Raw genomic sequence first — 23,009 nt, forward strand, 5'->3', positions numbered from 1 at the left:
CTTATCCCTGCCATGTTTCCATTGCCGTCCAGTCGCATGTGGGCGACGCGGCTGCAAGTGAAAATTCGGCGATGGAAAAGTGGAACAGATTGCCGCCGCCGGGCGGCTGGTCCTTGCTGCGGCTGATGCCGCGGCCTTCAATATGGCATTTCAGGAGCGTACCCACGCCGCCATGACCAACAAAGGCGATCGGCTGCTGCGGGTCGTGTCGATCGAGAACGGCTTTGACGGCCTCAACGATCCGTGCCTGCGCATCGATGGCGCGCTCCCAGCCGTGAAAACTTTCCTCGGGGTTGGCGAAGAACCAGTCCGCCGCCTTCTCGAATTCCGACGGTGGCAGGAAGCCGGTGGCAGACCGGTCGTTTTCATGCATCGCCTCGACGATTTCTATCCCAGCTCCGGAGGTTTCGGCGAGGATGCGGGCGGTTTCAATCGCCTTGGTTTCGGCGCTGGAAACAATGCGGCGTAATGACCGCGCCCAGGGCAGGCGGCTCGCCTCCCGTGCCCGCTCGGCCCCCCTCTCCGAAAGCCCCCATTCGGGAACGGGGACATCCGCATCGATCTTGACCTGGGGGTGGGTGATGTAGAGCGCATGCATGAAAATCGGTCCTCAAAGGCGATGGAAAGGGCAAATCAACACCCTAACCATTCGTCGCGACCGGGAAATGACGGCCTTGCCTATCCTGTCGGGCAATCAGGCCCGCGTATAGGTCCACAATTGCGCCGGCGGAATATTGCGCACGATAAAATCGAAATGGCGGATATGGTAGAGGTGCGGCTGCGCGACGATCGGGGAGATCGGACCGTAGGATATCTGCACGACGGGACGCCCATGGGGTACACGCTTCAGCAATTCGTCGAGAAGCTTGATACGGGCGGCCATGGGAAAATTCAGCATCGGCACGGCGGAGACGACGCTGTCGAACATCTGACCCTTGTGTTCGCCAAGCGTCGCATCGAGATCGAAGGCGTCGCCATTGATGAAATTGACGCCCGGATAGCTTCTGAGCAGCTGATTGTAGAAATCGGTCGAATATTCGATGGCGGTCAGGTTCTCCGGCTTGATGCCGCGCGCCAGAATGGCCTTGGTGATGACGCCGGTGCCCGGGCCGAGTTCTAGAACCGGCAGGCCGGAATGGGGATTGATGACACTCGCCATTTTTTTCGCCGTGATGGACGATGTCGGCACAATGGCCCCGACTTTTTTCGGCTGGCTGACCATACCCTTGAAAAAGCGGATTTCTTCTTCAAATTTCTGTTCAAGCCGTTGCTTCAGGTTAAGTGCCATAGTTCCCTCAGATGCTTTTGGTCATTGTCAAAAAACTGTTACGCAATGTTGATCCCATTTGGCGCAAAAACAAGGCAAAATGTCGTAACTGGAAAAATTCGCCCTACGGTTTGAAATGCGCCGTCGTCGAATCAAAAAAAGCCGGTGAAGGGTTTCACCGGCTTTTTGATGAAATTTGCAGAAAATTCCCGTTTCAAACGCGCATCGGCATCAGAACATAAAGCGCATCATCGCCGGCGGTGTCGCGAACGAGCGTCGGCGAGCCAGCGTCGGCCAGCAGGAAAATCGCATCGTCGCCGGAAAGCTGCGAGGTGATGTCGAGGAGATATTTGGCGTTGAATCCGATTTCCATCGAATCATTATCATAGCCGACGGCCACTTCTTCCGTCGCACTGCCCGAATCCGGGTTGTTGACGGTCAGCGTCAGCTGGCCGTTGGTAAGCGCGAGCTTCACGGCGCGGCCGCGCTCGGAAGAAATGGTGGAGACGCGGTCCACGGCCTGTGCGAAGGTCTGGCAATCGACGCGCATTTCCTTGTCGTTGCCAGTCGGGATCACGCGCTGGTAATCGGGGAAAGTGCCGTCGATCAGCTTCGACGTCAGGACGACAGAACCGATGGTCAGGCGGATTTTCGCATCCGAAACTTCGACGGTGACTTCCAGCTCAGGATTGTCCATCAGCTTCTGCAGTTCACCAACGGTCTTGCGCGGAATGATGATGCCGGGCATGCCTTCGGAACCGGACGGCGCATCCACATCGGCGCGCGCCAGGCGGTGACCGTCGGTGGCGACGGCGCGCAGCTTCAGCTCGCCATTGCTTTCGATGGTGTGGAAGAAAATGCCGTTCAGATAATAACGCGTTTCTTCCGTCGAAATCGCAAATTGCGTCCGGTCGATCAGCATCTTCAGATCGGTCGCCTTCAGTTTGAAGGTGTGGCTGAAAGTGCCGGCGGTCAGGTCGGGGAAATCCGTCTCCGGAAGGCATTGCAGCGAGAACTTCGAACGGCCGGAGGCAACGGTCATCGAGGAGCCGTCCGGGTTGGTCGCCAGAAGCACTTCGGAACCATCAGGCAGCTTGCGCACGATTTCATAAAGCAGGTGCGCCGGCACGGTTGTGGCACCCGCCTGCTCCACCATGGCCGGGGTCGCTTCGGTGATTTCCAGATCGAGGTCGGTCGCCTTCATGTCCAGATTGGCGCCGGATGCGCGCAGGAGGACGTTGGACAGGATCGGAATCGTGTTGCGACGCTCGACAACCCGGTGGACGTGGTTCAGCGATTTCAGAAGGTTCGACCGCTCAAGAGTAATACGCATGGACGCTACCGCTTTCAACCGTTGCGAACCGGCCACCGCCGGATCGGCAAGAAGAGTCTTCACCGGCCGCAAAGCCGGACAATGTGGACGGGCAAAATGGCAGAGTTATTGCAGAAAATGCAAGAGCCGAGTGCGTCTGCCGCCGCTCATTTTGCTGCTATACAGCATGATCCACAGGCTGGAACCATCCATGGAGCTTGTTCGCCGGTTTTCTATTGCCCATAAAGAGGGGAAACCGGAGCGACCGGCCGGGAATTATCGGCCAGAATGATTGGAAGCCGTGTGACGGAAGAAATATCGAACAGCGACAACAGAGATATGAAGAGCTTCAGGATCGGGACGGCCGCCATTGCCGCGCGACCGCTGGAGCCCGCCCTCTATCTCGTGGCCACGCCCATCGGCAATCTTGGTGATATCACCATTCGCGCGCTGGAAACGCTGGCCTCCGCCGATGTTCTCGCCTGCGAGGACACGCGCGTCACCCGCATCCTGCTCGAACGTTACGGTATCCGCACCCGCCCGCTCTCCTATCACGAGCACAACGCCAACGAAGCGGGACCGAAGCTCATCGCAGCTCTCGAGGCCGGAAAGTCCGTGGCGCTGGTATCGGATGCCGGAACGCCGCTGGTTTCCGATCCCGGTTACCGCCTTGGTCAACTGGCGCTTGAAGCCGGACATAGGGTCGTGCCGGTGCCGGGCGCATCCGCGCCGCTTGCCGCCCTCGTCGGTTCGGGCATGCCGAGCGACGCCTTCCTGTTTGCTGGCTTTCTGCCCGTGAAGGATCGCGGCAAGCGCGACCGTTTTGCCGCGCTGGCGAAAATCCCGGCCACTCTTATCTTCTTTGAATCGCCGCACCGTATCGGCGCTTCCGTCAAGGTCGCGTCGGAGGTGCTCGGCCGCGACCGCCGCGCCGTGGTCTGCCGCGAACTGACGAAGACTTTCGAGGAATTCCGGCGCGGTACGCTTGGCGAACTTGCAGATTATTACGATGGCGACCGCGTGGTGAAGGGCGAGATCGTGCTTCTGGTGGAGCCGCCCTCCTATGATGAGATCCCCGACATCGAGGATGTCGAGAAGCTTCTGAAGGATCTCGTCGCCACCATGTCGGCCGCCAAGGCCGCGGGGGAAGCGGCGAAGCTGACGGGCCTGCCGCGCAAGGAGCTTTATCAAAGGCTGCTGGATATGAAGGAAACGGATGGCCGCTGACGGGCGAAGCAATAAAAGGCGCAAAGCCGAGCGACGCGGCCATGCCGCGGAATATTGGGCGGCACTTTACCTGCTGCTGAAGGGATATCGCATCCTCGCCATTCGTTATCGCACCCGGCTGGGGGAAATCGACCTCATCGCCCGCAAGAAGGACCTCGTTGCCATCATCGAGGTCAAGGCGCGGTCCTCAGGCACCGGTGCGGTTGATGCTGTCGGCTTCCATTCTCAGCAGCGCATCCGGGCGGCCGCCGATCTCTGGCTCGCCCGCCGCAAGGACGGCGCGCGGTTTTCGCTGCGTTTCGATATTGTCGCGATCCTGCCGCACCGCCTGCCACAGCATTTTATCGACGCCTTTTGAGGGGAGGGAAACAATGTCCACCGAGCGGGAAAAAATGGCCGCGGGCGAATGGTACAGCTGCATGGATGCCGAGCTGGATATATTGCGCTGGCGGGCGCGAAAGGCCGTCCACCAGCACAATACGATGCCGCCGGATGAGCGCGGGGCGATTGCACCGCTGCTGCGTGCTCTCTTTAATTCTGTCGGGGAAGGCGCATTTCTTGAAGCGCCGTTTCATTGCGCTTACGGTTTCAACATCACGCTGGGCAAGAATGTCTATCTCAATGCCGGCTGCACCATTCTCGATTCCGCGAAGGTCGCGATAGGCGACGGCGCGATGCTGGGGCCTGCGGTGCAGATTTATTGTGCGGAACACCATCTGGATCCGGTGCCGCGGGCGCAAGGCATTGAAATCGCAAAGCCTGTCACGATCGGGCGAGATGTCTGGATCGGCGGCGGAGCGATCCTTCTGGCGGGCATCACCATTGGCGACGGTGCGATTGTCGGCGCCGGGTCGGTGGTGACGCGCGATGTGCCGCCGGGCCTGACGATAGTGGGAAATCCGGCGCGGCCCATAAAGCGCATAGCCGACTGAGATTTTCGCCATCCGCTGTAATAAATCTGACATGGAACTGTCAAAGAGGCGTCATGGAACGCCTCTATTCGCATCCTCACCCCAATAAATGGTGGAGAGGATTTAGTAATGTTGAAGAAGATTTCCATGGCCGCAGTGGCCGTCAGCATTTCGGCGACGTCTTCCATGGCTGCTACCAACATCACCTGGTGGCACGGCATGGGCGGCCGTAACGGCGAAGTCATCAACGAAGTTTCGCAGAAGTTCAACGAAGCCCAGAAGGAATGCGCTCTGACGCCGGTTTCCAAGGGCTCCTATGAAGAAGCGCTGGCCAGCGGCATCGCTGCTTTCCGTTCGGGCGAACAGCCGAACATCCTTCAGGTTTTTGACGCTGGCGCTGCCACCATCATCAACGCCAAGGGCGCTGTCATTCCTGCCGAAGACCTCATCAACAAGGCCGGTTACAAGTTCGACCGTGACGCCTTCATCAACGGCGTGCGTTATTTCTACGCTGCCGCTGACGGCAAGTTTGTCGGCATGCCGTTCAACTCCTCCGCTCCCATCATGTACGTCAACGACGAAGCCCTGAAGAAGGCCGGCGTCGAAGCCCCGAAGACCTGGGAAGAGTTCGAGAAGGTTGCGCCGAAGCTGAAGGAAGCCGGCTACATTCCTCTCGTTCAGTCGCAGCTGACCTGGCAGTTCACGGAGAACTTCTTCTCCCGTAACAACATCCAGTTCGCAACCAATAACAACGGTTACGACAGCGTCACCGACACCAAGCTCAAGGTCACCGACCCGAACCTCGTCATGATGTTCGACAAGCTGAAGGACTGGAAGGACAAGGGCCTGTTCGCTTATTACGGCGCCGGCTGGAACGACAACCAGAAGCCGTTCGAAGAAGGCAAGGTCGCCTTCTGGATCGGTTCTTCGGGCTCCTTCGGCGGCCTGCAGAAGACGGCGACCATGCCGTTCTCGGCAACCTTCCTTCCCTACTGGGGCTCTATCAAGGGCGCTGGCACCAACTCCTTCATCGGCGGCGCCGCCCTCTTCGCAATGTCGGGCAAGTCTGAAGCCGAAAACAAGTGCGTGGCCGACTTCTTCCAGTTCCTGACCTCGCCGGAAATCCAGGTCTTCTACCACAAGGCGACCGGTTACGTCGCAATCACCAAGGCCGCTTACGAAAAGGCCAAGGCTGAAGGCTACTACAAGGAAAAGCCGGTTGCGGAAGTCGGTATCCAGCAGCTGTCGCTGCCGGGCGGCGAATGGTCGAAGGGTTACCGCCTCGGCTTCTACCCGCAGATCCGCGCCGTCATGGAACGCGAATATAACCGCATCTTCTCCGGCGAAGTCACGCCGAAGGCTGCTTTCGAGATCATCGAGAAGGAAGGCAACGACCTTCTGGCCCGCTTCGCCAAGACGGCTGGCTGATCGATCTTTTCGAAACCAATGACCGTTGTCGAGCCTCCTTTCCAACGGAAGGGAGGCTCGCTTCTGGATAAGGAGGCGCAAGCGTGGCCTATACATCGTCTCAACCGCGCCGGTTTTTCTCCGGTCGGTCCGCAAAGGCTGGAAAACCCGCCAAGCCCGCAGAAGCCGGCATGAAGCGCGTGCAGTTCTCCTCGTCCTTTGTGCCCTATCTGTTTCTGGCGCCGCAGCTTGCGGTGATTTTCATCTTTTTCTACTGGCCATCGGTTCAGGCCATACATTCGTCTTTCTATATCGAAGACCCGTTCGGGTTTGGCGCTTCCTTTGTCGGACTTGCCAATTATTCGGATGCGATCTTCAGCCCCGAATATCTCAGCATCGCCAAATTCACGGTTGTCTTCACCGTGCTGGTCACTTTCTTTTCGCTGGCGCTCGGCCTGCTGCTCGCCGTCAAGGCGGATGCGGTCATTCGCGGCAGCTCGACATACAAGACGCTGCTGATTTCCGTCTATGCCATCGCGCCGCCCGTCGCCGGCCTCATTGGCATGATGTTTTTCGACCAGCATATAGGGCCCTTCGTGAAGATGGCTGCGTTTCTCGGCTGGGACATGAAGGTCGGCCTCAATTACTTCGATACGGCCTTCGCCATGATCGTCGTCGCGGTCTGGAAGCAGATCCCCTACAACTTCATCTTCTTCCTGTCCGGTCTCCAGGGTGTGCCGGTCTCCGTGCGGGAAGCCGCCTCCATCGACTGCCGCTCCGGTTTTCGCCGGTTCTGGACTGTCATCATGCCGCTTCTGGCACCCACGGCCTTCTTCCTGCTGATCATCAACATCACCTATGCGCTCTTCGACACGTTCGGCGTCATCGACGTGATGGTGAAGGACAAGGCAGCCAACAACCCGATCACGCTCGTCTACAAGGTGTTCCTGGACGGTTTCCGCGGAAATGACATCGGCGGCTCGTCGGCTCAGTCCGTCATCCTGATGCTGGTCGTCTTTGTTCTCACCATCATCCAGTTCCGCTTCATCGAAAAGCGCATCCACTACAATTGAGGGAAAGCCAATGTACAAGACAAAACCCCTCGATCATCTGGTGCTGATCATTGGCGCGCTGTTTCTGATCTTGCCTGTTATCGTTGCCTTCATGACGTCCACCCACACGGCGGCGGAAATCCACCGCACCGGTCTGGCGATCGTTCCCGGCGACAATTTCATCGAGACCTACGAAAAGGTATTGACCCAGAAGGGTGGTTTCACCGGACAGGTGACGGGTCTCAACATGGTGCTGAATTCGCTGATCCTCGGCATCGGTTTTGCCGTCGGCAAGATCGTCCTGTCGATGACGGCGGCCTATGCGATCGTCTATTTCCGCTTCCGTTTTGCAACGCTCGCCTTCTGGATCATTTTCACCACGCTGCTTCTGCCGCTCGAAGTGCGCATCATGCCGTCCTACGAGGTGATGAGCAAACTTGGTCTTCTGAACTCTTATACCGGCCTCATCGTGCCGCTTCTCGCTTCGGCGACGGGCACCTTCTATTTCCGGCAGTTCTTCAAATCCGTTCCCGAGGAGCTGCTTGAGGCCGCCCGTATCGATGGTGCGGGGCCGGTGAAGTTCTTCATAGACGTTCTCATTCCGCTGTCGCGCACCATGATGGCGGCGATCTTCATCATCATGTTCGTTTATGGCTGGAACCAGTATCTCTGGCCCATGCTGATGACGACGGATGAAAGTTTCTTCACCCTGATGCGTGGCATCAAGTCGATCCTGCAGGTCTGGGTCGGTTCGCAAATTCCCGATTACAACGAAGCTTTCGCGCTCGCCGTGCTGGCCATGCTGCCGCCGGTGCTGATCGTCGTCATTTTCCAGCGCTGGTTCATCAAGGGCCTGACCGAAAGCGATAAATAAGGAGACCGAAATGGCCGCGATAGAAATCAGTCAGGTCTGCAAGGATTATCATGGCGGCGTGCGCGCCGTGCATCACGTCGATATCGATATCAAGGATGGCGAGTTCATTGTTCTCGTCGGTCCCTCCGGCTGCGGCAAGTCCACGCTTCTGCGCATGGTTGCCGGCCTGGAGGATATTTCCGAAGGCACGGTGAAGATCGGCGACCGGGTGGTCAACCAGACCGATCCGGCCGATCGCGATATTGCCATGGTGTTCCAGAACTATGCACTTTATCCGCATATGTCGGTGCGCGAGAATCTGGAATATGGGTTGAAGAACCGCAAGACGCCGAAGTCGGAGATCGATGCGCGCGTGGCGGAAGCTGCGCGTATGCTGCAGCTCGAACCCTATCTGGATCGCAAGCCCCGCGCCCTTTCGGGTGGCCAGCGGCAGCGTGTCGCCATGGGGCGCGCCATCGTGCGCAAGCCGGCGGCCTTCCTGTTCGATGAGCCTTTGTCCAACCTCGATGCCAAGCTGCGCGTTTCGATGCGCGGCGAAATCAAGCGTCTGCAAAAACGCCTCGGCACCACCTCGATTTACGTCACCCATGATCAGCTGGAGGCCATGACGCTGGCCGATCGCCTTGTTGTGCTGAATGGCGGTCGTATCGAACAGATCGGCGCGCCGCTTGACGTCTACCACACGCCCGCCTCCACCTTTGTCGCCAGTTTCATCGGCTCTCCCGCCATGAACCTGCTGAATGCCGAACTACATGGCGATAGCCTCGCCATCGGTCCGGCGCTCTTTGCGCTCAGCGGTTTCGCGCCTGCCTCCGGCCCGATAACGGTGGGCATGCGGGCGGAGGATTTCCGCCTCGCTACGGCAGGTGAGCAGGGCTTCCCGCTTCGGGTCGATTATATCGAGGAACTGGGTTCGCAGCGTCTCATCCACGGCATGATCGGCGACCAGAGCCTGACAATTGCTTTCCCGCCCGATGTCGAGGTTCCGTCCGCGCTCTCCGTCACGATCGCGCCGGAAAAACTGCACTTCTTCTCCAGCGAAACCGGCAAGCGCATTGCCGGCAAAGCCGACCAGCTGGCGACGCAGCCCGCGCAAATGGCGACGGCCTGAGCGCACCGCAGAAATCGGCGCGATGACTAAAATTGCGCCGATTGTCAAAACCGCTTTGTTACGATCCCGATGATAGAAGACCTCCAATATTTCACGGGGGTTTTCTAATATGTCCTTCAAAATGATGTTCGCTGCCGCAGCAACCATGGCGGTCCGCACGGTGCCGATATTGCCGGCCTATTTGCGCCGGTCAAAAGACGAGACTGTCGTCAGCGCATCCTGCACCGATCTGCGGCTTCAGCCGGCCCCCATCAATCCGGACTGGATCATTTCCGGTAACCCTCAGGCGCGTGCAGCGGATCACTCCAGAAGCGGCGACTGTGCTTCCAGCACCGCCATGTGGGATTGCACGGCGGGTGAGTTCCGCTGGTTCTTCGGCTGGGATGAAACCGTCTATATTCTCGAAGGCGAAGTGCATGTAACGGCAGAAGACGGTTCGATCAGCATCCTGCGGGTCGGGGATGTCGCCTATTTCCCTGCGGGAACATGGGCCACCTGGCGGGTGGATGACTATGTCCGCAAGGTCGCTTTCATGCGCCGTCCGTTCCCCAAGGCGCTGGCTCTCGCCTATCGCGTCAAGAACAAGCTGTTTGCCGGCCGCTCCTATAAGCTGGCCGCCTGAACCCATAAAACCTTCCGGTGGGCGGGGCCGGTGCGGCGCCGCCGACGGAATTGTGAAGGTTCAATAAAACTCACACAAACCACCGCTTGCAGCAGTTGCCTTTGAATGGTCGCTGCCCTACATCTTCAGGGTTTTCTGAAGTATTTCCGGGTTTCTCCCGGTCATGCGGGAAGCTTGAAAAGACGAGGCAATGGGCACGGCGGGCCGGAAGGCGTCCGCATGCTGCAAGAGGAACATGCGCATGGCGAAGATCAAGAACGTCGCGATCCAGATGGATCATGTCTCCGGCATCAATATCGCCGGTGACTCCACCTTCGCCATGAGCCTTGAGGCGCAGGCACGCGGATACCGGCTGTTCCATTATACGCCCGAGCGCCTTTCGATGCGCGATGGCAAGATTTACGCCACGGTGGAGCAGATGGAACTGCGCGATATCAAGGGCGACCATTTCTCCCTGTCGGAGCCGGAGCGTGTCGATCTCTCGACCATGGATGTCATCCATCTGCGTCAGGATCCACCCTTCGACATGGCTTACATCACCTCGACCCATCTGCTGGAACGCATTCATCCGAAAACGCTTGTCGTCAACGATCCCGCCTGGGTCCGTAACTCGCCGGAAAAGATTTTCGTCACCGAATTCGCCGACCTGATGCCGAAGACGTTGATCACCAAGGACGCGGAGGAAATCGCCCGCTTCCGCAATGAAATGGGCGATATCATTCTGAAGCCGCTTTATGGCAATGGCGGCGCAGGCGTCTTCCATTCCGCGCGCGACGACCGCAATTTCTCCTCGCTGCTGGAGATGTTCGGGCAGATGTTCCGCGAGCCTTACATCGCCCAGCAATATCTGCCTGACGTCCGAAAGGGCGACAAGCGCATCCTCTTGGTGGATGGTGAACCGGTGGGCGCAATCAACCGCGTACCGGCGGAAAACGATGCCCGCTCCAACATGCATGCCGGCGGCCGACCGGAACCGACGGAACTGACGGCGCGGGAGAAGGAAATCTGCCGCCGCATCGGTCCGGCCTTGCGGGAGCGCGGTTTCCTCTTCGTCGGCATTGACGTGATTGGCGACTATATGACGGAAATCAACGTCACCTCGCCGACCGGCATTCGTGAGGTGCGCAAATTCGGCGGTGCCGATGTCGCAAGCCTTTTGTGGGACGCGATTGAGAAAAAGCGCGAAGCTCAGGATTTCTGACGCGACCTGTTGTTGGTCCAGCTTTGTTCCATCAGTACAACTAGATACAACTAAAATACATCGTCAGCGGGAGATTGTTCGCTGGATGTTCTTGTTTTATTCTTTGCCCTGTGGCACGTTGCTTGCGGGTGGCTGCAACAGGGCATGATGCTCTGGTGATGCGGCCGGTTTGCGGGGGCAGGCCATGGTGGCAAGGGTTAATACGGTTGCATTTCAGGGCATAGAGGGTGTGCCCGTCGAGGTGCAGGTCATGGTCGCGCCCGGAAAGGTCGGCATCCAGATTGTCGGCCTGCCAGACAAGGCGGTGGCCGAAAGCCGCGAGAGGGTGCAGGCCGCCCTGCATGCTTCGGGTCTGGCGCTGCCGGCGAAAAAAGTCACCATCAATCTCGCGCCTGCGGATTTGCCCAAGGAAGGATCGCATTTTGATCTTCCCATTGCGCTTGGCCTCATGGCTGCTTTAGGGGCGATACCGGCTGACATGCTGGGACGTTATGTGGTTCTCGGCGAACTCAATCTTGATGGCACCATCGGTATGGTTTCTGGCGCCCTGCCGGCGGCTATCGGCGCCAATGCGCTCGGCAAGGGGCTTATCTGCCCGGCTGAAAGCGGGCCGGAAGCAGCCTGGGCCGGAGCCGGTATCGATATTCTCGCCCCGCGCAGTCTCATTGCACTCGCCAATCATTTTCGCGGCACTCAGCTTCTGTCGCGCCCGACGCCCGCCATCCGCGCCAATCCGGTCAATCTGCCTGATTTAGCTGATATCAAGGGGCAGGAGAGCGCCCGGCGCGCGCTGGAGGTGGCCGCTGCCGGCGGCCACAATCTGCTCATGGTCGGTCCTCCCGGCTCGGGTAAATCCATGCTCGCAGCCCGCCTGCCTTCCATCCTGCCGCCGCTGGAGGCGGCGGAATTGCTGGAAGTATCAATGGTCCATTCCATCGCCGGCCAATTGTCCGGCGGCAAGCTTTCGGACCGCAGGCCGTTCCGCACGCCGCACCATTCCGCCACCATGGCGGCGCTGATCGGCGGAGGGCTGCGCGCCAAACCGGGCGAGGCTTCGCTTGCCCATCACGGCGTCCTTTTTCTGGATGAGTTCCCGGAATTTTCGCCGCAGGTGCTGGATGCGCTTCGCCAACCGCTGGAGACGGGCGAATGCATCATTGCGCGAGCCAATCATCGCGTCAGCTATCCGGCGGAAATCCAGCTCGTTGCGGCCATGAACCCCTGCAGGTGCGGCATGGCGGGAGAGCCGGGTTTCAGCTGCGCCCGAGGCCCGCGCTGTGTGACCGATTATCAGGCCCGCATTTCCGGACCGCTGCTGGACCGTATCGATATCCGCATCGACGTTCCCGCTGTCTCCGCCGCCGATCTCATTCGCCCCATGGCGGCTGAGCCGAGTGCAATGGTGGCCGCCCGTGTCGCACGGGCGCGCCTTGCACAGCAAGAGCGCTACGCGGCGGCGGGATTTACCGCCATTCGCACGAATGCTCGCTGCACGACGACCTTGATAGAAAAATATGCCGAGCCGGATGCGTCCGGGCTGCAATTGCTGCGCGACGCCGCCGAGCGGCTGAAGTTTTCCGCGCGCGGTTATCATCGCATTCTCAAGGTTGCCCGTACGCTTGCCGATCTGGATGGCAAGCAGACGGTTGGTCGCATCCATGTGGCGGAAGCTGTGTCCTATCGTATCGCAGGCGAAAGGCTGACGGCGGCGGCGTAGGAGGTCGCCCTTGGTGCTTTGCCTCAGAAACCATTGTGCCGCCAGCGGGGCCAGCGGCACATCGGGATATTCGCTAATCGGATGCGGGATCGCACCGCGCTCGAAAGCGTGGCTTAAAGCCCAAGGCCTTCGAAAAGCGCCGTCGAAAGGTAGCGTTCCGCAAAGGAAGGAATGATGACGACGATGTTCTTGCCGGCATTTTCCTCACGTGCACCGACCTTGATGGCTGCCGCCAGCGCCGCACCCGAGGAAATGCCGACAGGCACGCCTTCCAGCCTTGCCGCCAGACGTGCGATTTCGAAAGCCTCATCATTGGTGACGGTGACGATCTCGTCATAAATACCGGTGTCGAGGATGGCGGGCGCAAAACCGGCGCCGATGCCCTGAATCTTGTGCGGCCCGGGGTTGCCGCCGGAAAGAACCGGGCTGTCGGCGGGCTCGACGGCAATGACCTTCACTTCGGGCTTGCGCGATTTCAGCACCTGGCCCGTGCCGGTGATGGTGCCGCCGGTGCCAATGCCCGAGACGAGAATATCGACCGTGCCTTCGGTGTCGTTCCAGATTTCTTCCGCCGTCGTCCTGCGGTGAATATCCGGATTGGCAGGGTTTTCGAACTGCTGCGGAATGATCGCGTCAGGCAGGGTCTCGGCCAGTTCCTGCGCCTTGGCGATGGCGCCCTTCATGCCCTTCGGGCCTTCGGTCAGCACCAGTTCGGCGCCGAGCAGGGCCAGCATTTTCCGACGCTCAACCGACATGGTTTCAGGCATGGTCAGGATCAGCTTGTAGCCCTTCGCGGCGGCGGAAAAGGCGAGGGCAATACCCGTGTTGCCGGAGGTCGGCTCCACCAGTGTGGTCTTGCCGGGGGTGATCTTGCCCTGCGCTTCCAGAGCTTCGATCATGGCGACGCCGATGCGGTCCTTCACGGAAGCGATGGGATTGAAAAACTCGAGCTTGGCGAGAAGGTTGGCCTTCACGCCCTTCTCCTTCGCCAGCTTGTCGAGCCGCACGATCGGCGTATCGCCGATTGTTTCCGTAATAGAGGAATAGACGCGTCCGCGTCCGGGCTTTCTGGCTTCGGGCATGGTGTTCTCCTGTGTAAAGACCGCAAGATTTGAGCGGCAGAATAGGAGCAATAGCTTTCTCAAGCTAGCGAACGTTCGTCCTAATATCCCCGAATTACAGGAATAATTTCACGATAAATCGCATAAATGCACGAATTTGTTTTACGTGCTGCGGATCGCGATCATGGTCGCCGTTCCCGCCAGAATACCCGCCGCCGTGCGGTTGAGGATCGTCAAGGCGCTCGGCCTTTTCAGGAGGTTACGCGCCTTGGCCGTAAGCAGGATGTAAGGCAGGAGAACCGCCATCAGCACGACAAAGGTGATGGCGAGAAGTGTCGCATATTCCGAAGGGCCGATCATGCGGATATCGATCAGCGTCGGCACCAGCGCCACGTAAAACAGCATGGTTTTGGGATTGCCGAGTGTGATCAGCAGGCCGGAGAGAAACGACATCCGCATGCTGGTGCTTTTCTTCGCCTTCAGCTCCTGTGGCAGCAGGCCGGCGGTCCAAAGCTTCCAGGCGATATAGAGAAGATAGGCAGCGCCCGCGAATTTCAGCACCATGAAGGCTTCCTGAAAGGTCTGCGCGACGAAGGCCAGCCCCAGGATCACACCGGTCAGGTAAATCATGTCGCCCAGCACCAGCCCGAGACCCATGAAGAAGGTTTCCCGAAAGCCTGAACCCAGAGCTCGCGCCACGATCGCCGTCATGCCGGGGCCGGGGCCGGGAATGGCGGCGGCGATGAAGAGGGCGGTAGCATAAGCGAAAAGGGTCGTCAGCGTCATGATAGTGTTTCCCGGAAAATCCGCCAAATCCATAGCGAAATTGCCCGGCAAAGACAATCAGTCCACTCCCTCTGTCCTGCCGCAACGGCAGAACACACGGTCTGATCAAGCGGGCTGCCCAGCGTAGCGGCCAAGCGGTGTGGCTAAACGCCGGTGGAGCCGAAACCGCCGGCGCCCCGCGCCGTCTCGGAGGTCTCCGTCACCTCGCTCACGACAACCTGGGTTACCGGCGCGATCACCATCTGCGCGATGCGCATGCCGCGTTCGATGATAAAAACGTCTTGCCCCAGATTGGCGAGAATGACCTTCACTTCGCCGCGATAATCGCTGTCCACCGTGCCGGGAGAGTTGAGGCAGGTGATGCCGTTCTTGATGGCGAGGCCGGAGCGGGGGCGGATTTGCGCCTCGTAGCCCTGCGGAACCTCGAAGATGAAACCGGTCGGGACCAGCGCGCGTTCACCCGGTTGCAGGATCAGCGTTTCACCGGCGGGCACGGCAGCGCGCAGGTCCATGCCGGCGGCGCCACGGGTTTCGTAGGACGGCAATTCGAGGTCTGCGCCATTGGCGAGACGGACGAGACGGAGAAGGGGGCTATTGTCATTTTGAACGGTCATGCGGCATTAGTTTGCCGAGATCGCGGCAAGGTCAATTGCAAATGCGGGCCTGAAACGCTAGATAGCCCGCAATTCCACAGGATTTGTCAGATGGCCGAAACACTTGCCGAGGCGGTCTCCCGCCGCCGCACCTTTGCTATTATCGCGCACCCGGACGCGGGTAAGACCACGCTTACCGAAAAACTTCTGCTGTTCGGCGGAGCGATCCAGCTTGCCGGTGAAGTGAAGGCGAAGAAGGATCGCATCCAGACCCGTTCGGACTGGATGAAGATCGAGCGTGAGCGCGGCATTTCGGTCGTCACCTCGGTCATGACCTTCGAATATAACGACCGGGTCTTCAATATTCTCGATACGCCCGGCCACGAGGACTTTGCCGATGATACCTACCGCACGCTGACGGCGGTGGATGCGGCGATCATGGTCATCGACGCCGCCAAGGGTATCGAGCCGCGCACACTGAAGCTCTTCGAAGTCTGCCGTATGCGCGATATTCCGATCATCACCTTCATCAACAAGATGGACCGCGAAAGCCGCGATCCCTTCGAGATTCTGGATGAGGTCGAGGAAAAGCTCGCGCTCGATACCGCGCCGATCACCTGGCCGGTCGGTCGCGCCAAAACCTTCTGCGGCGCCTATAATCTCGCCGAAAATACCTTCCGCGGCAACGATACCCAGGTTGACGGGCTGCCGGTCAACGGTCCGCAGGCGGTTGCCGATCGCCTGCCGGAAAATGAACGTCAGCTTTTTGTCGAAGAAACCGAGCTTGCGCTGGAAGCCTGCCGTCCTTTCGACCGTCAGGCCTTCCTCGAAGGCCACATGACGCCGGTGTTCTTCGGTTCGGCGCTGCGCAACTTCGGTGTGCGTGACCTCATCAATGCGCTCGGCGATTTCGCCCCGCCGCCGCGCGATCAGGTGGCGGATACGCGCACCGTCCATGCGGCTGAAGAGAAAATGACGGCCTTTGTCTTCAAGATTCAGGCCAATATGGATCCGAACCATCGCGACCGTATCGCTTTCGCCCGCATCTGCTCCGGCAAGCTGGAGCGCGGCATGAAGGCGCGGCTTGCTCGCACCGGCAAGCAGATGGGGCTCACCGCGCCGCAATTCTTCTTCGCTTCGCAGCGCCAGCTGGCAGATACCGCCTTTGCGGGCGACGTGGTAGGCATCCCGAACCACGGCACGCTGCGCATCGGCGATACGCTGACCGAGGGGGAAAACCTCGTATTTCAGGGCGTGCCGAACTTCTCGCCGGAAATCCTGCGCCGCGTGCGTCTGGAAGACGCCATGAAGGCGAAGAAGCTGAAGGAAGCCCTGCAGCAGATGGCCGAAGAGGGCGTTGTGCAGCTCTTTTCGCCGGAAGACGGCTCACCGGCCATTGTCGGTGTTGTCGGCGCACTGCAGCTCGATGTGTTGAAGGAGCGTCTGATGGGCGAATACGGCCTGCCGGTCTCCTTCGAAATGTCGCGCTTTTCGGTCTGCCGCTGGATTTCCTCCGATCAGCCGGCGGAAATGGACAAGTTCCTCAACGTCAAGCGCGGCGATATCGCCCGCGATCTGGACGGCGACCCGGTGTTTCTGGCGCAGGACGCCTTCTCTCTGCGCTACGAATCCGAGCGTTTCCCGGCGATCAAGATGGTTGCCATCAAGGAATATCACGTCGCCAAGGCGGCGTGATATCAGCCGGATTGCACTTTGAATGCCAAGGGCTTAGTTTCCCCTGAAACGGGAAACTGGTCCGGCATCATGACGCTTTCAGGCAGACATATCCTCCTCATCATCTCCGGCGGCATCGCGGCCTATAAGAGCCTCGATCTTATTCGTCGTCTGAAGGAGCGTGGCGCTAAGGTGACGCCAGTGATGACGAAGGGCGCGCAGGAATTTGTCACCCCGCTTGCCGTCGGCGCGCTGTCCGCCACGCATGTCTTCACCGAGCTTTTTTCACGGCAGGATGAACAGGATGTCGGCCATATCAGGCTGGCGCGCGACTGCGATCTCGTGCTGGTCGCGCCCGCCACAGCCGATCTCATGGCGAAGATGGCGCATGGTCTGGCCGACGATCTCGCCTCCACGATTCTTCTCGCGACGGATCGCACGGTGTTGGTCGCACCCGCCATGAACCCGAAAATGTGGTCGGCAAAGCCCACGCTCCGCAATGTCGAAACGCTGAAAAAAGACGGTGTGTTTTTCATCGGCCCGATGGCTGGCGAGATGGCGGAGAAGGGCGAGGCTGGTTTTGGCCGCATGGCCGAGCCATTGCAGATCGTTGAAGCCGTCGCCGCACTGCTGAATGAGGGGCGAAAGCCTCTGCAGGGTAAAACGGCCATCGTCACCTCCGGTCCCACGCACGAGCCGATTGATCCCGTGCGCTATATCGCCAACCGTTCCTCCGGCAAGCAGGGCCATGCCATTGCGGCGGCTCTGGCGGAACTGGGTGCAAAGGTCACGCTGGTTTCCGGTCCCGTCACGATTGCCGATCCGGCAGGTGTTGAAACAGTTCATGTCGAGCGCGCCGAGGAGATGCGCGATGCGGTGATCTCGAGGCTGCCGGCGGATATAGCCGTCATGGTCGCCGCCGTCGCCGACTGGCGGGTGACGGGTTCATCGGAACAGAAGATCAAGAAGCAACCGGGCGATGCGCCGCCGGCGCTGCAGCTGACGGAAAATCCCGATATTCTCAAAACCGTCGGCCATCATGAAAAGCGCCCGACGCTGGTGGTGGGTTTTGCCGCTGAAACACAGGATATCGAAAAGAACGGCCGGGCGAAGCTGGAACGCAAGGGGGCGGATTACATCGTCGCCAATGATGTCTCGGCGCAAACCGGCATCATGGGCGGGGACCGCAACAGCGTGAAAATCATTTCAGCGGACGGTGTCGAGGCCTGGCCTGATCTGGACAAGACCGAAGTCGCAAAACGTCTGGCGGCACTGATCGCGGAGAAACTCGCATGAGCCTGTTCGATCGCAAGACATTCGACAGGGTGCTGGGTGAATGGCCGGGCGTACGCTTTGTCGATCAATGGGACTCGCATGTGGCAAAGGTAGGCGACAAGGTCTTTGCCGTGCTCGGCGAGCGGGAGGACTGGCGGCTGGTGGTGAAATGCTCGGAAGAGAGCTTCGAAATATTGACCTCACTCGAAGGCATTGCTCAGGCGCCCTATTTCGCCAAACGCAAATGGGTCTCGATTGCCGATCATTCACCGCTCGAACAGGAAGAACTGGAGCACTATGTGCGCCGTTCCTATGAGCTTGTCGCCGCCGGCCTGACAAAAAAGCTGCGGGGCGAACTCGGCATCGTGATCGATACCGCACCCCGTCTGTAATTTTCCGTCAGTTGACCTTCTTGTCCTTGCCGATGATCTGGCGGACGCCTTCTTTGGTGAAGGGTTGCAGGAGCTGCGGCACGAACCCCTTTGCGATCTCACCCTTGATGCCGATATCCGTGGAAGAGGGCCGGTCCGGGTTGTGGTAGGACCCGAAGATGAGATCGAAGATGACGAGGTTTTCGCCGTAATTGGTGTTGCCTTCCGGAAGCTGCTTTGAATGGTGCCAGCGGTGCAGGCGCGGCGTGCTGAAGATGTAATCGAGCAGCCCCGTTTTCATGTCGACATTGCAATGGGTCAAAATACCGATGAAGGCAGTCACGGCGCCGAGCCACCAGAAAACCTGAAGCGGCGCACCCATGAAATAGAGCGGAATCTGGCTGAGCGCGATCTTGAAAAGGGAGTCGGCCACATGAAACCGACCGGTATTGACGACCCAGAGCCGCACGACGCTGTGATGCAGGGCATGGAACCGCCAGAAGAATACTGTTTCATGCGCGATGCGGTGGGCCCAGTAGAGACCGAACTCGGCAATCGCCACCGCAAGCGCGACCTGGACGATCATTGGCAGATGGGACGGCCAGAGGTCGAACCGCATCGCCGCCAGCGGCTGTAGAACATTCGCGGCGACCATCGGGAAGATTGCCGCGGCGGCTGCAGCGAGTTGCACGAGCCCCTTCGTCAGAAGCGTGTGACCGATGCTGTTTATGGTCTCGCCGTCTCCCTCAAGCCATTCGACCTCATAGGGAATATAACGCTCGAGGAGAAACAGGCTGAGAACAGCGCCTGCATAAACCGTCAGGAAGGCTGCGATCGGATGGTTGCTCGCAAAAGCGAAGTAGGAACCCACAAGGCCACCGACGAAAACCAGTGGCCAGGAGGTATAGGAAAGGGTTTCTTTTAATACTTGCGCTTTTGCCATCAAAATCAAATCCCGTCCGGCGTATCCGTCTCTACCATCGGCGCACTTTTGCGCAGGCGTCAGAGCAGCCGTTACCCGCATCGATCACCTGTCTAGATCAAAGATCAGGTCCTTATCGCTCCAATGCATTACACAAACATGGCACATCGCGGTGCCGAAATGCTCAGCTTACCCTGATCGCAATATAGAGAAGCGTCAGCGCAATCACCCAGAGCGCTATCCGCCCCCATTTGGTATGGCGCGCTTCCGCTTTGCCGATGGCTTCCGCCGTCTGCGCATCAAAACGCAGGCCGTTCTCGCTCATATACATCAACTCGGAATGCAGCTTTTCCGTCTTGGCGGCAATCTCCGGTGCCGCCTCGGCGAGCTTCAGGGCGGCTTTCACGCCATCCTTCAGATCGGTGACGACGCGTTTCGGGCCGAGATTGTCCCTTATCCAGCCGCCAACGACCGGGTCGGCCGCCTTCCACATGTTGAAGCGCGGATTGAGCATGCGCGACACGCCTTCCACCACCACCATGGTCTTTTGCAGCATCACCAGTTCCGGCCGCGTCTCCATGTCGAAAAGTTCGGTTACTTCGAACAGCAACGTCAGCAACTTGCCCATGGAGATCGTCTCGGCCGGCTGGCCGTGGATCGGTTCGCCAATGGCGCGGATCGCCTGCGCGAAACTGGCTTTGTCGTGGTGGCCTGGCACATAACCGGCCTCGAAATGCACCTCAGCCACCCGCATATAGTCGCGGGTAATGAAGCCGTAGAGGATTTCGGCAAGGAAGCGGCGTTCCTTTTTGCCAAGGCGTCCGGCAATGCCCATATCGACGGCAACGATCTCGCCCTCCGCATCCACAAAGAGATTGCCGGGATGCATATCGGCGTGGAAGAAGCCGTCGCGCAGCGTGTGCCGCAGGAAGGACTGGATCAGCGTATCGGCGAGCTTGTTCAGGTCGTGTCCGGCCGCCTTCAACCCTTCGATATCCGACATCTTGACGCCGTCGATCCATTCCATGGTGACGACATCGCGACCGGTGCGTTCCCAGTCGACTTCGGGAACGCGGAAGCCGGGATCGTCCTTGGTGTTCTCGGCAAGTTCGGAAAGGGCGGCGGCCTCGAGCCGCAGATCCATCTCGATCTTCGTCGTCTGCTCCAGCGTGCGCGTCACCTCGACGGGGCGCAGGCGGCGGGCGGAGCGGACGAAACGCTGCTGCAGGTCGGCGATCAGATACATCGCCTCCAGATCGTTCTGGAAACGCTGGCGCACGCCGGGGCGGATGACCTTGACGGCCATCTTGCGCGGGCCTTTTGGTGTGTCCACCATTGCCGGATGGACCTGGGCAATGGAAGCCGCGGCGATCGGATCGCCGAATTCCCTGTAGAGTTCAGATACCGACCGTCCGAGCGAGCCCTCGATATTGGCCTTCGCCGCAGCCGCCGGGAAAAAGGCCATGCGGTCCTGAAGGCTCGCGAGATCGTCGGCGAAGTCGGCGCCCACCACATCCGGCCGGGTCGCAAGAAACTGACCCATCTTCACATAGGAGGGCCCGAGCCGCTCCACAGCCACCGCCAGCCGGTCGCTGCGCTGCGCCCGTTTTGCCTTGCTGCGGGCGAATGGCTTCAGCAGCGCTTTTAATAATTGGGCGGGAGCAGGCAGGTCGTCGGAGGGCAGGGCCAGCACGACGCCTTCGCGCACGAGAACCCAGCCAACCCTTGCGAGGCGGAAATATGCGCCCAAAGTACTCATGCTTATGCTTGTCTCCTGCTTTTACCGGCCATGGTCTTAAAGCTTCCAGCCGGAATGCAGGGCGGCGATGCCGCCGGTATAATTGGTGTAGGTCACGCGGGAGAAGCCGGCGGTGCGGATCATCGTCGCGAAATCTTCCTGATTGGGGAATTTGCGGATCGATTCGACCAGATATTGATAGGGCTCGGCATCACCGGTGATCATCTTGCCGAATTGCGGAATGGCGTTGAACGACCAGGCGTCATAAACACGGTCGAGCAGCGGCATATCGACTTCGGAAAATTCCAGCACCAGCAGCCGCCCGCCGCGCTTCAACACGCGATGTGCCTCTTTCAGTGCGACATCGATGCGCGGCACATTGCGAATGCCGAACGCGATCGTATAGGCGTCGAATGTATTCGCCTCGAAGGGCAGCTCCTCGGCATTGGCCTCCACAAAGGTCAGATTGTCGGAAAGCTTCTTTTTTGCCGCGCGCTCCTCGCCGACGGCCAGCATCGAGCCGTTGATATCGAGAACGGTGGCATGCGCCAGACGGTTGGAGGCCTCGATGATACGGAAGGCAATATCGCCGGTGCCGCCCGCAACGTCCAGAATCTTGTAGGACGGGTCCTTGCGCGGCGAAAGCGAAGAGACCATCGCGTCCTTCCACAGCCGGTGCAGACCGGCCGACATCACGTCATTCATGATATCGTAGCGCTTGGCCACCTTATGGAAGACCTCGTTGACCAGCCCCTGCTTTTTGCCTTCGTCCACCTTGTGGAAGCCATAGGACGTTTCCATGCCGCCTTGGGCAGTGGTACGGGCGTCGGTCATCGTCTGTCTCCATATTTATTGCGTGGCGGACCATAGCGGAAACGCCATGGCAACGCTATCTGTTGCCGCATCGCCTGGGCGCGACATTTCGCGTGCACTGTATAGACCACATGGTCCTAACGATAAACTGCCGGATAAGCCAGATGCCAGAATTGCCAGAAGTCGAAACCGTCAGACGTGGCCTTGCGCCCGCCATGGAAGGGGCAATGGTCCGCCGCCTCCATCTCGGCCGCCCGGATCTGCGCTTTCCTTTCCCGGAGGATTTCGCGGGGCTGATCGAGGGCAAGACGATCATATCGCTCGGACGAAGGGCGAAATATCTTCTCATCGAGCTGGAAGACGGGCTGACGATCGTGTCCCATCTCGGCATGTCCGGTTCGTTTCGTATCGAGGCGGAAACGGATGAGGCTGGCAAGACGCCGGGTGCGTTTCATCACGCCCGCTCGAAGGACGGCAAGCATGACCATGTCGTCTTTCATCTGGATAAAGGCGAAGAGCGCGTCTGCGTCATCTATAATGATCCGCGTCGCTTTGGTTTCATGCATCTGGTGGAGCGCAACAAGCTCGATCTTTACCCGGCCTTTGCCGAGCTTGGCCCGGAGCCGACTGGCAATGCGCTGAGCGCGGATTATCTGGCCAGCCGGTTTGAAGGCAAAAGCCAGCCCCTGAAAAGCACGCTGCTGGACCAGAAGGTCATTGCCGGCCTCGGCAATATCTATGTCTGCGAGGCGCTGTGGCGCGCGCATCTTTCGCCCCTGCGGGCCGCGGGAACGCTGGTGACGAAAGGTGGCAAGCCCAAAGCACAGCTCATTGATCTGACGGAGAAAATCCGCGATGTCATCGCCGACGCCATCGCCGCCGGCGGCTCCTCATTACGAGACCATATACAGACGGACGGAACGCTCGGTTATTTCCAGCATTCCTTTTCGGTCTACGATCAGGAAGGCCAGCCTTGCCGGACACCCGGCTGCGGGGGTACGGTTGAAAGGGTGGTGCAGGCCGGTCGTTCGACCTTTTATTGCGCCGCCTGCCAGAAGTAATGCTGCCGGAGTAA

The 23,009-nt window shown here is 59.4% G+C and carries 23 protein-coding genes; 14 read left to right on the top strand and 9 right to left on the bottom strand.

Annotated elements, in window-relative coordinates; translation table 11 throughout:
• Window position 1 precedes the first annotated feature (1 nt).
• The 3 genes from CFB10_RS08055 to dnaN all read right to left on the bottom strand — a co-directional run bounded on the left by CFB10_RS08055 (window position 2) and on the right by dnaN (window position 2,600).
• Window positions 2-598 carry a histidine phosphatase family protein gene (locus tag CFB10_RS08055; protein ID WP_020011096.1) on the bottom strand — a complete coding sequence of 199 codons (597 nt, stop codon included), beginning with the start codon at window positions 596-598 and terminating at the stop codon, window positions 2-4.
• Window positions 599-694: 96 nt separating this feature from the next.
• Window positions 695-1,288 carry a phospholipid N-methyltransferase PmtA gene (pmtA, locus tag CFB10_RS08060; RefSeq protein WP_003503844.1) on the bottom strand — a complete coding sequence of 198 codons (594 nt, stop codon included), beginning with the start codon at window positions 1,286-1,288 and terminating at the stop codon, window positions 695-697.
• Window positions 1,289-1,481: 193 nt separating this feature from the next.
• Window positions 1,482-2,600, bottom strand: a complete 1,119-nt coding sequence (gene dnaN, locus CFB10_RS08065) for a DNA polymerase III subunit beta (RefSeq protein WP_026363807.1) — start codon at window positions 2,598-2,600, stop codon at window positions 1,482-1,484.
• A 267-nt stretch (window positions 2,601-2,867) separates the two neighbouring features.
• Between dnaN and rsmI the strand changes: the two genes are divergently transcribed.
• From rsmI to CFB10_RS08115, 10 genes are all read left to right on the top strand, one after another.
• Complete coding sequence (gene rsmI, locus CFB10_RS08070; RefSeq protein WP_020011094.1) at window positions 2,868-3,806, top strand: 16S rRNA (cytidine(1402)-2'-O)-methyltransferase; 939 nt, start codon at window positions 2,868-2,870, stop codon at window positions 3,804-3,806.
• Entirely contained in the window at window positions 3,796-4,164 is a 369-nt protein-coding gene (locus tag CFB10_RS08075; RefSeq protein WP_020011093.1) for a YraN family protein, read from the top strand. The genes rsmI and CFB10_RS08075 overlap by 11 nt, the downstream gene beginning before the upstream one ends.
• Window positions 4,165-4,177: 13 nt before the next feature.
• Window positions 4,178-4,738 carry a sugar O-acetyltransferase gene (locus tag CFB10_RS08080; protein ID WP_020011092.1) on the top strand — a complete coding sequence of 187 codons (561 nt, stop codon included), beginning with the start codon at window positions 4,178-4,180 and terminating at the stop codon, window positions 4,736-4,738.
• Window positions 4,739-4,846: 108 nt separating this feature from the next.
• Window positions 4,847-6,145: an extracellular solute-binding protein gene (locus CFB10_RS08085; protein ID WP_020011091.1), complete on the top strand. Its 1,299-nt coding sequence runs from the start codon at window positions 4,847-4,849 to the stop codon at window positions 6,143-6,145.
• 83 nt (window positions 6,146-6,228) lie between these two features.
• Window positions 6,229-7,197: an ABC transporter permease subunit gene (locus CFB10_RS08090; protein ID WP_020011090.1), complete on the top strand. Its 969-nt coding sequence runs from the start codon at window positions 6,229-6,231 to the stop codon at window positions 7,195-7,197.
• A gap of 10 nt (window positions 7,198-7,207) precedes the next feature.
• Window positions 7,208-8,050 carry a sn-glycerol-3-phosphate ABC transporter permease UgpE gene (ugpE, locus tag CFB10_RS08095; RefSeq protein WP_020011089.1) on the top strand — a complete coding sequence of 281 codons (843 nt, stop codon included), beginning with the start codon at window positions 7,208-7,210 and terminating at the stop codon, window positions 8,048-8,050.
• A gap of 10 nt (window positions 8,051-8,060) precedes the next feature.
• The gene (locus CFB10_RS08100) at window positions 8,061-9,161 is read left to right on the top strand and encodes a sn-glycerol-3-phosphate import ATP-binding protein UgpC (protein WP_020011088.1); all 1,101 of its coding nucleotides are present in this window, start codon (window positions 8,061-8,063) and stop codon (window positions 9,159-9,161) included.
• Between the two features lie 109 nt (window positions 9,162-9,270).
• Window positions 9,271-9,783 (top strand): cupin domain-containing protein, encoded by a 513-nt coding sequence (locus CFB10_RS08105; protein WP_020011087.1) that lies wholly within the window; start codon window positions 9,271-9,273, stop codon window positions 9,781-9,783.
• 241 nt (window positions 9,784-10,024) lie between these two features.
• Complete coding sequence (gene gshB, locus CFB10_RS08110) at window positions 10,025-10,984, top strand: glutathione synthase (protein ID WP_026363806.1); 960 nt, start codon at window positions 10,025-10,027, stop codon at window positions 10,982-10,984.
• Between the two features lie 184 nt (window positions 10,985-11,168).
• Entirely contained in the window at window positions 11,169-12,701 is a 1,533-nt protein-coding gene (locus CFB10_RS08115) for a YifB family Mg chelatase-like AAA ATPase (protein ID WP_020011084.1), read from the top strand.
• A gap of 113 nt (window positions 12,702-12,814) precedes the next feature.
• Here the strand turns inward: CFB10_RS08115 and cysK are convergent, their stop codons facing one another.
• The 3 genes from cysK to dut all read right to left on the bottom strand — a co-directional run bounded on the left by cysK (window position 12,815) and on the right by dut (window position 15,162).
• On the bottom strand, window positions 12,815-13,783 hold the full coding sequence (gene cysK, locus CFB10_RS08120) for a cysteine synthase A (protein WP_020011083.1): 969 nt from the start codon (window positions 13,781-13,783) through the stop codon (window positions 12,815-12,817).
• Window positions 13,784-13,924: 141 nt separating this feature from the next.
• Complete coding sequence (locus CFB10_RS08125; RefSeq protein WP_026363805.1) at window positions 13,925-14,548, bottom strand: LysE family translocator; 624 nt, start codon at window positions 14,546-14,548, stop codon at window positions 13,925-13,927.
• 143 nt (window positions 14,549-14,691) lie between these two features.
• A complete protein-coding gene (gene dut, locus CFB10_RS08130; RefSeq protein ID WP_020011081.1) occupies window positions 14,692-15,162 on the bottom strand; it encodes a dUTP diphosphatase in 471 nt (156 codons plus the stop codon).
• A 90-nt stretch (window positions 15,163-15,252) separates the two neighbouring features.
• On the opposite strand from dut, the gene CFB10_RS08135 reads away from it, so the two are divergent.
• The 3 genes from CFB10_RS08135 to CFB10_RS08145 all read left to right on the top strand — a co-directional run bounded on the left by CFB10_RS08135 (window position 15,253) and on the right by CFB10_RS08145 (window position 18,482).
• Window positions 15,253-16,836, top strand: coding sequence for a peptide chain release factor 3 (locus CFB10_RS08135; protein ID WP_003503817.1), 1,584 nt, complete (start codon window positions 15,253-15,255; stop codon window positions 16,834-16,836).
• Window positions 16,837-16,905: 69 nt separating this feature from the next.
• On the top strand, window positions 16,906-18,111 hold the full coding sequence (coaBC, locus tag CFB10_RS08140; protein ID WP_020011080.1) for a bifunctional phosphopantothenoylcysteine decarboxylase/phosphopantothenate--cysteine ligase CoaBC: 1,206 nt from the start codon (window positions 16,906-16,908) through the stop codon (window positions 18,109-18,111).
• On the top strand, window positions 18,108-18,482 hold the full coding sequence (locus CFB10_RS08145; protein WP_003503813.1) for an MmcQ/YjbR family DNA-binding protein: 375 nt from the start codon (window positions 18,108-18,110) through the stop codon (window positions 18,480-18,482). The genes coaBC and CFB10_RS08145 overlap by 4 nt, the downstream gene beginning before the upstream one ends.
• A 7-nt stretch (window positions 18,483-18,489) precedes the next feature.
• On the opposite strand, the gene CFB10_RS08150 is transcribed toward CFB10_RS08145, so the two are convergent.
• The 3 genes from CFB10_RS08150 to ubiE form a co-directional block, all read right to left on the bottom strand.
• Complete coding sequence (locus CFB10_RS08150; protein ID WP_020011079.1) at window positions 18,490-19,404, bottom strand: sterol desaturase family protein; 915 nt, start codon at window positions 19,402-19,404, stop codon at window positions 18,490-18,492.
• A gap of 163 nt (window positions 19,405-19,567) precedes the next feature.
• Window positions 19,568-21,142 (bottom strand): 2-polyprenylphenol 6-hydroxylase, encoded by a 1,575-nt coding sequence (ubiB, locus tag CFB10_RS08155; RefSeq protein WP_020811191.1) that lies wholly within the window; start codon window positions 21,140-21,142, stop codon window positions 19,568-19,570.
• 36 nt (window positions 21,143-21,178) lie between these two features.
• A complete protein-coding gene (gene ubiE, locus CFB10_RS08160; RefSeq protein WP_020011077.1) occupies window positions 21,179-21,955 on the bottom strand; it encodes a bifunctional demethylmenaquinone methyltransferase/2-methoxy-6-polyprenyl-1,4-benzoquinol methylase UbiE in 777 nt (258 codons plus the stop codon).
• A 143-nt stretch (window positions 21,956-22,098) separates the two neighbouring features.
• Here ubiE and mutM point away from each other — a divergent pair, with 143 nt between their 5' ends.
• The gene (gene mutM, locus CFB10_RS08165) at window positions 22,099-22,995 is read left to right on the top strand and encodes a bifunctional DNA-formamidopyrimidine glycosylase/DNA-(apurinic or apyrimidinic site) lyase (RefSeq protein WP_020011076.1); all 897 of its coding nucleotides are present in this window, start codon (window positions 22,099-22,101) and stop codon (window positions 22,993-22,995) included.
• Window positions 22,996-23,009: the final 14 nt, after the last annotated feature.

It is taken from the genome of Agrobacterium sp. 719_389 (assembly GCF_900188475.1).
Classification (GTDB): domain Bacteria; phylum Pseudomonadota; class Alphaproteobacteria; order Rhizobiales; family Rhizobiaceae; genus Agrobacterium; species Agrobacterium radiobacter.

Coding starts and splice junctions, on each gene's coding strand:
- mutM (WP_020011076.1), top strand. CDS start 22,099: ATGCCAGAATTGCCAGAAGTCGAAACCGTCAGACGTGGCCTTGCGCCC.
- CFB10_RS08075 (WP_020011093.1), top strand. CDS start 3,796: ATGGCCGCTGACGGGCGAAGCAATAAAAGGCGCAAAGCCGAGCGACGC.
- cysK (WP_020011083.1), bottom strand. CDS start 13,783: ATGCCCGAAGCCAGAAAGCCCGGACGCGGACGCGTCTATTCCTCTATT.
- dut (WP_020011081.1), bottom strand. CDS start 15,162: ATGACCGTTCAAAATGACAATAGCCCCCTTCTCCGTCTCGTCCGTCTC.
- dnaN (WP_026363807.1), bottom strand. CDS start 2,600: ATGCGTATTACTCTTGAGCGGTCGAACCTTCTGAAATCGCTGAACCAC.
- ubiE (WP_020011077.1), bottom strand. CDS start 21,955: ATGACCGACGCCCGTACCACTGCCCAAGGCGGCATGGAAACGTCCTAT.
- CFB10_RS08115 (WP_020011084.1), top strand. CDS start 11,169: ATGGTGGCAAGGGTTAATACGGTTGCATTTCAGGGCATAGAGGGTGTG.
- CFB10_RS08055 (WP_020011096.1), bottom strand. CDS start 598: ATGCATGCGCTCTACATCACCCACCCCCAGGTCAAGATCGATGCGGAT.
- gshB (WP_026363806.1), top strand. CDS start 10,025: ATGGCGAAGATCAAGAACGTCGCGATCCAGATGGATCATGTCTCCGGC.
- CFB10_RS08125 (WP_026363805.1), bottom strand. CDS start 14,548: ATGACGCTGACGACCCTTTTCGCTTATGCTACCGCCCTCTTCATCGCC.
- ubiB (WP_020811191.1), bottom strand. CDS start 21,142: ATGAGTACTTTGGGCGCATATTTCCGCCTCGCAAGGGTTGGCTGGGTT.
- CFB10_RS08080 (WP_020011092.1), top strand. CDS start 4,178: ATGTCCACCGAGCGGGAAAAAATGGCCGCGGGCGAATGGTACAGCTGC.
- CFB10_RS08145 (WP_003503813.1), top strand. CDS start 18,108: ATGAGCCTGTTCGATCGCAAGACATTCGACAGGGTGCTGGGTGAATGG.
- CFB10_RS08135 (WP_003503817.1), top strand. CDS start 15,253: ATGGCCGAAACACTTGCCGAGGCGGTCTCCCGCCGCCGCACCTTTGCT.
- coaBC (WP_020011080.1), top strand. CDS start 16,906: ATGACGCTTTCAGGCAGACATATCCTCCTCATCATCTCCGGCGGCATC.
- CFB10_RS08085 (WP_020011091.1), top strand. CDS start 4,847: ATGTTGAAGAAGATTTCCATGGCCGCAGTGGCCGTCAGCATTTCGGCG.
- CFB10_RS08105 (WP_020011087.1), top strand. CDS start 9,271: ATGTCCTTCAAAATGATGTTCGCTGCCGCAGCAACCATGGCGGTCCGC.
- rsmI (WP_020011094.1), top strand. CDS start 2,868: ATGATTGGAAGCCGTGTGACGGAAGAAATATCGAACAGCGACAACAGA.
- pmtA (WP_003503844.1), bottom strand. CDS start 1,288: ATGGCACTTAACCTGAAGCAACGGCTTGAACAGAAATTTGAAGAAGAA.
- CFB10_RS08150 (WP_020011079.1), bottom strand. CDS start 19,404: ATGGCAAAAGCGCAAGTATTAAAAGAAACCCTTTCCTATACCTCCTGG.
- ugpE (WP_020011089.1), top strand. CDS start 7,208: ATGTACAAGACAAAACCCCTCGATCATCTGGTGCTGATCATTGGCGCG.
- CFB10_RS08100 (WP_020011088.1), top strand. CDS start 8,061: ATGGCCGCGATAGAAATCAGTCAGGTCTGCAAGGATTATCATGGCGGC.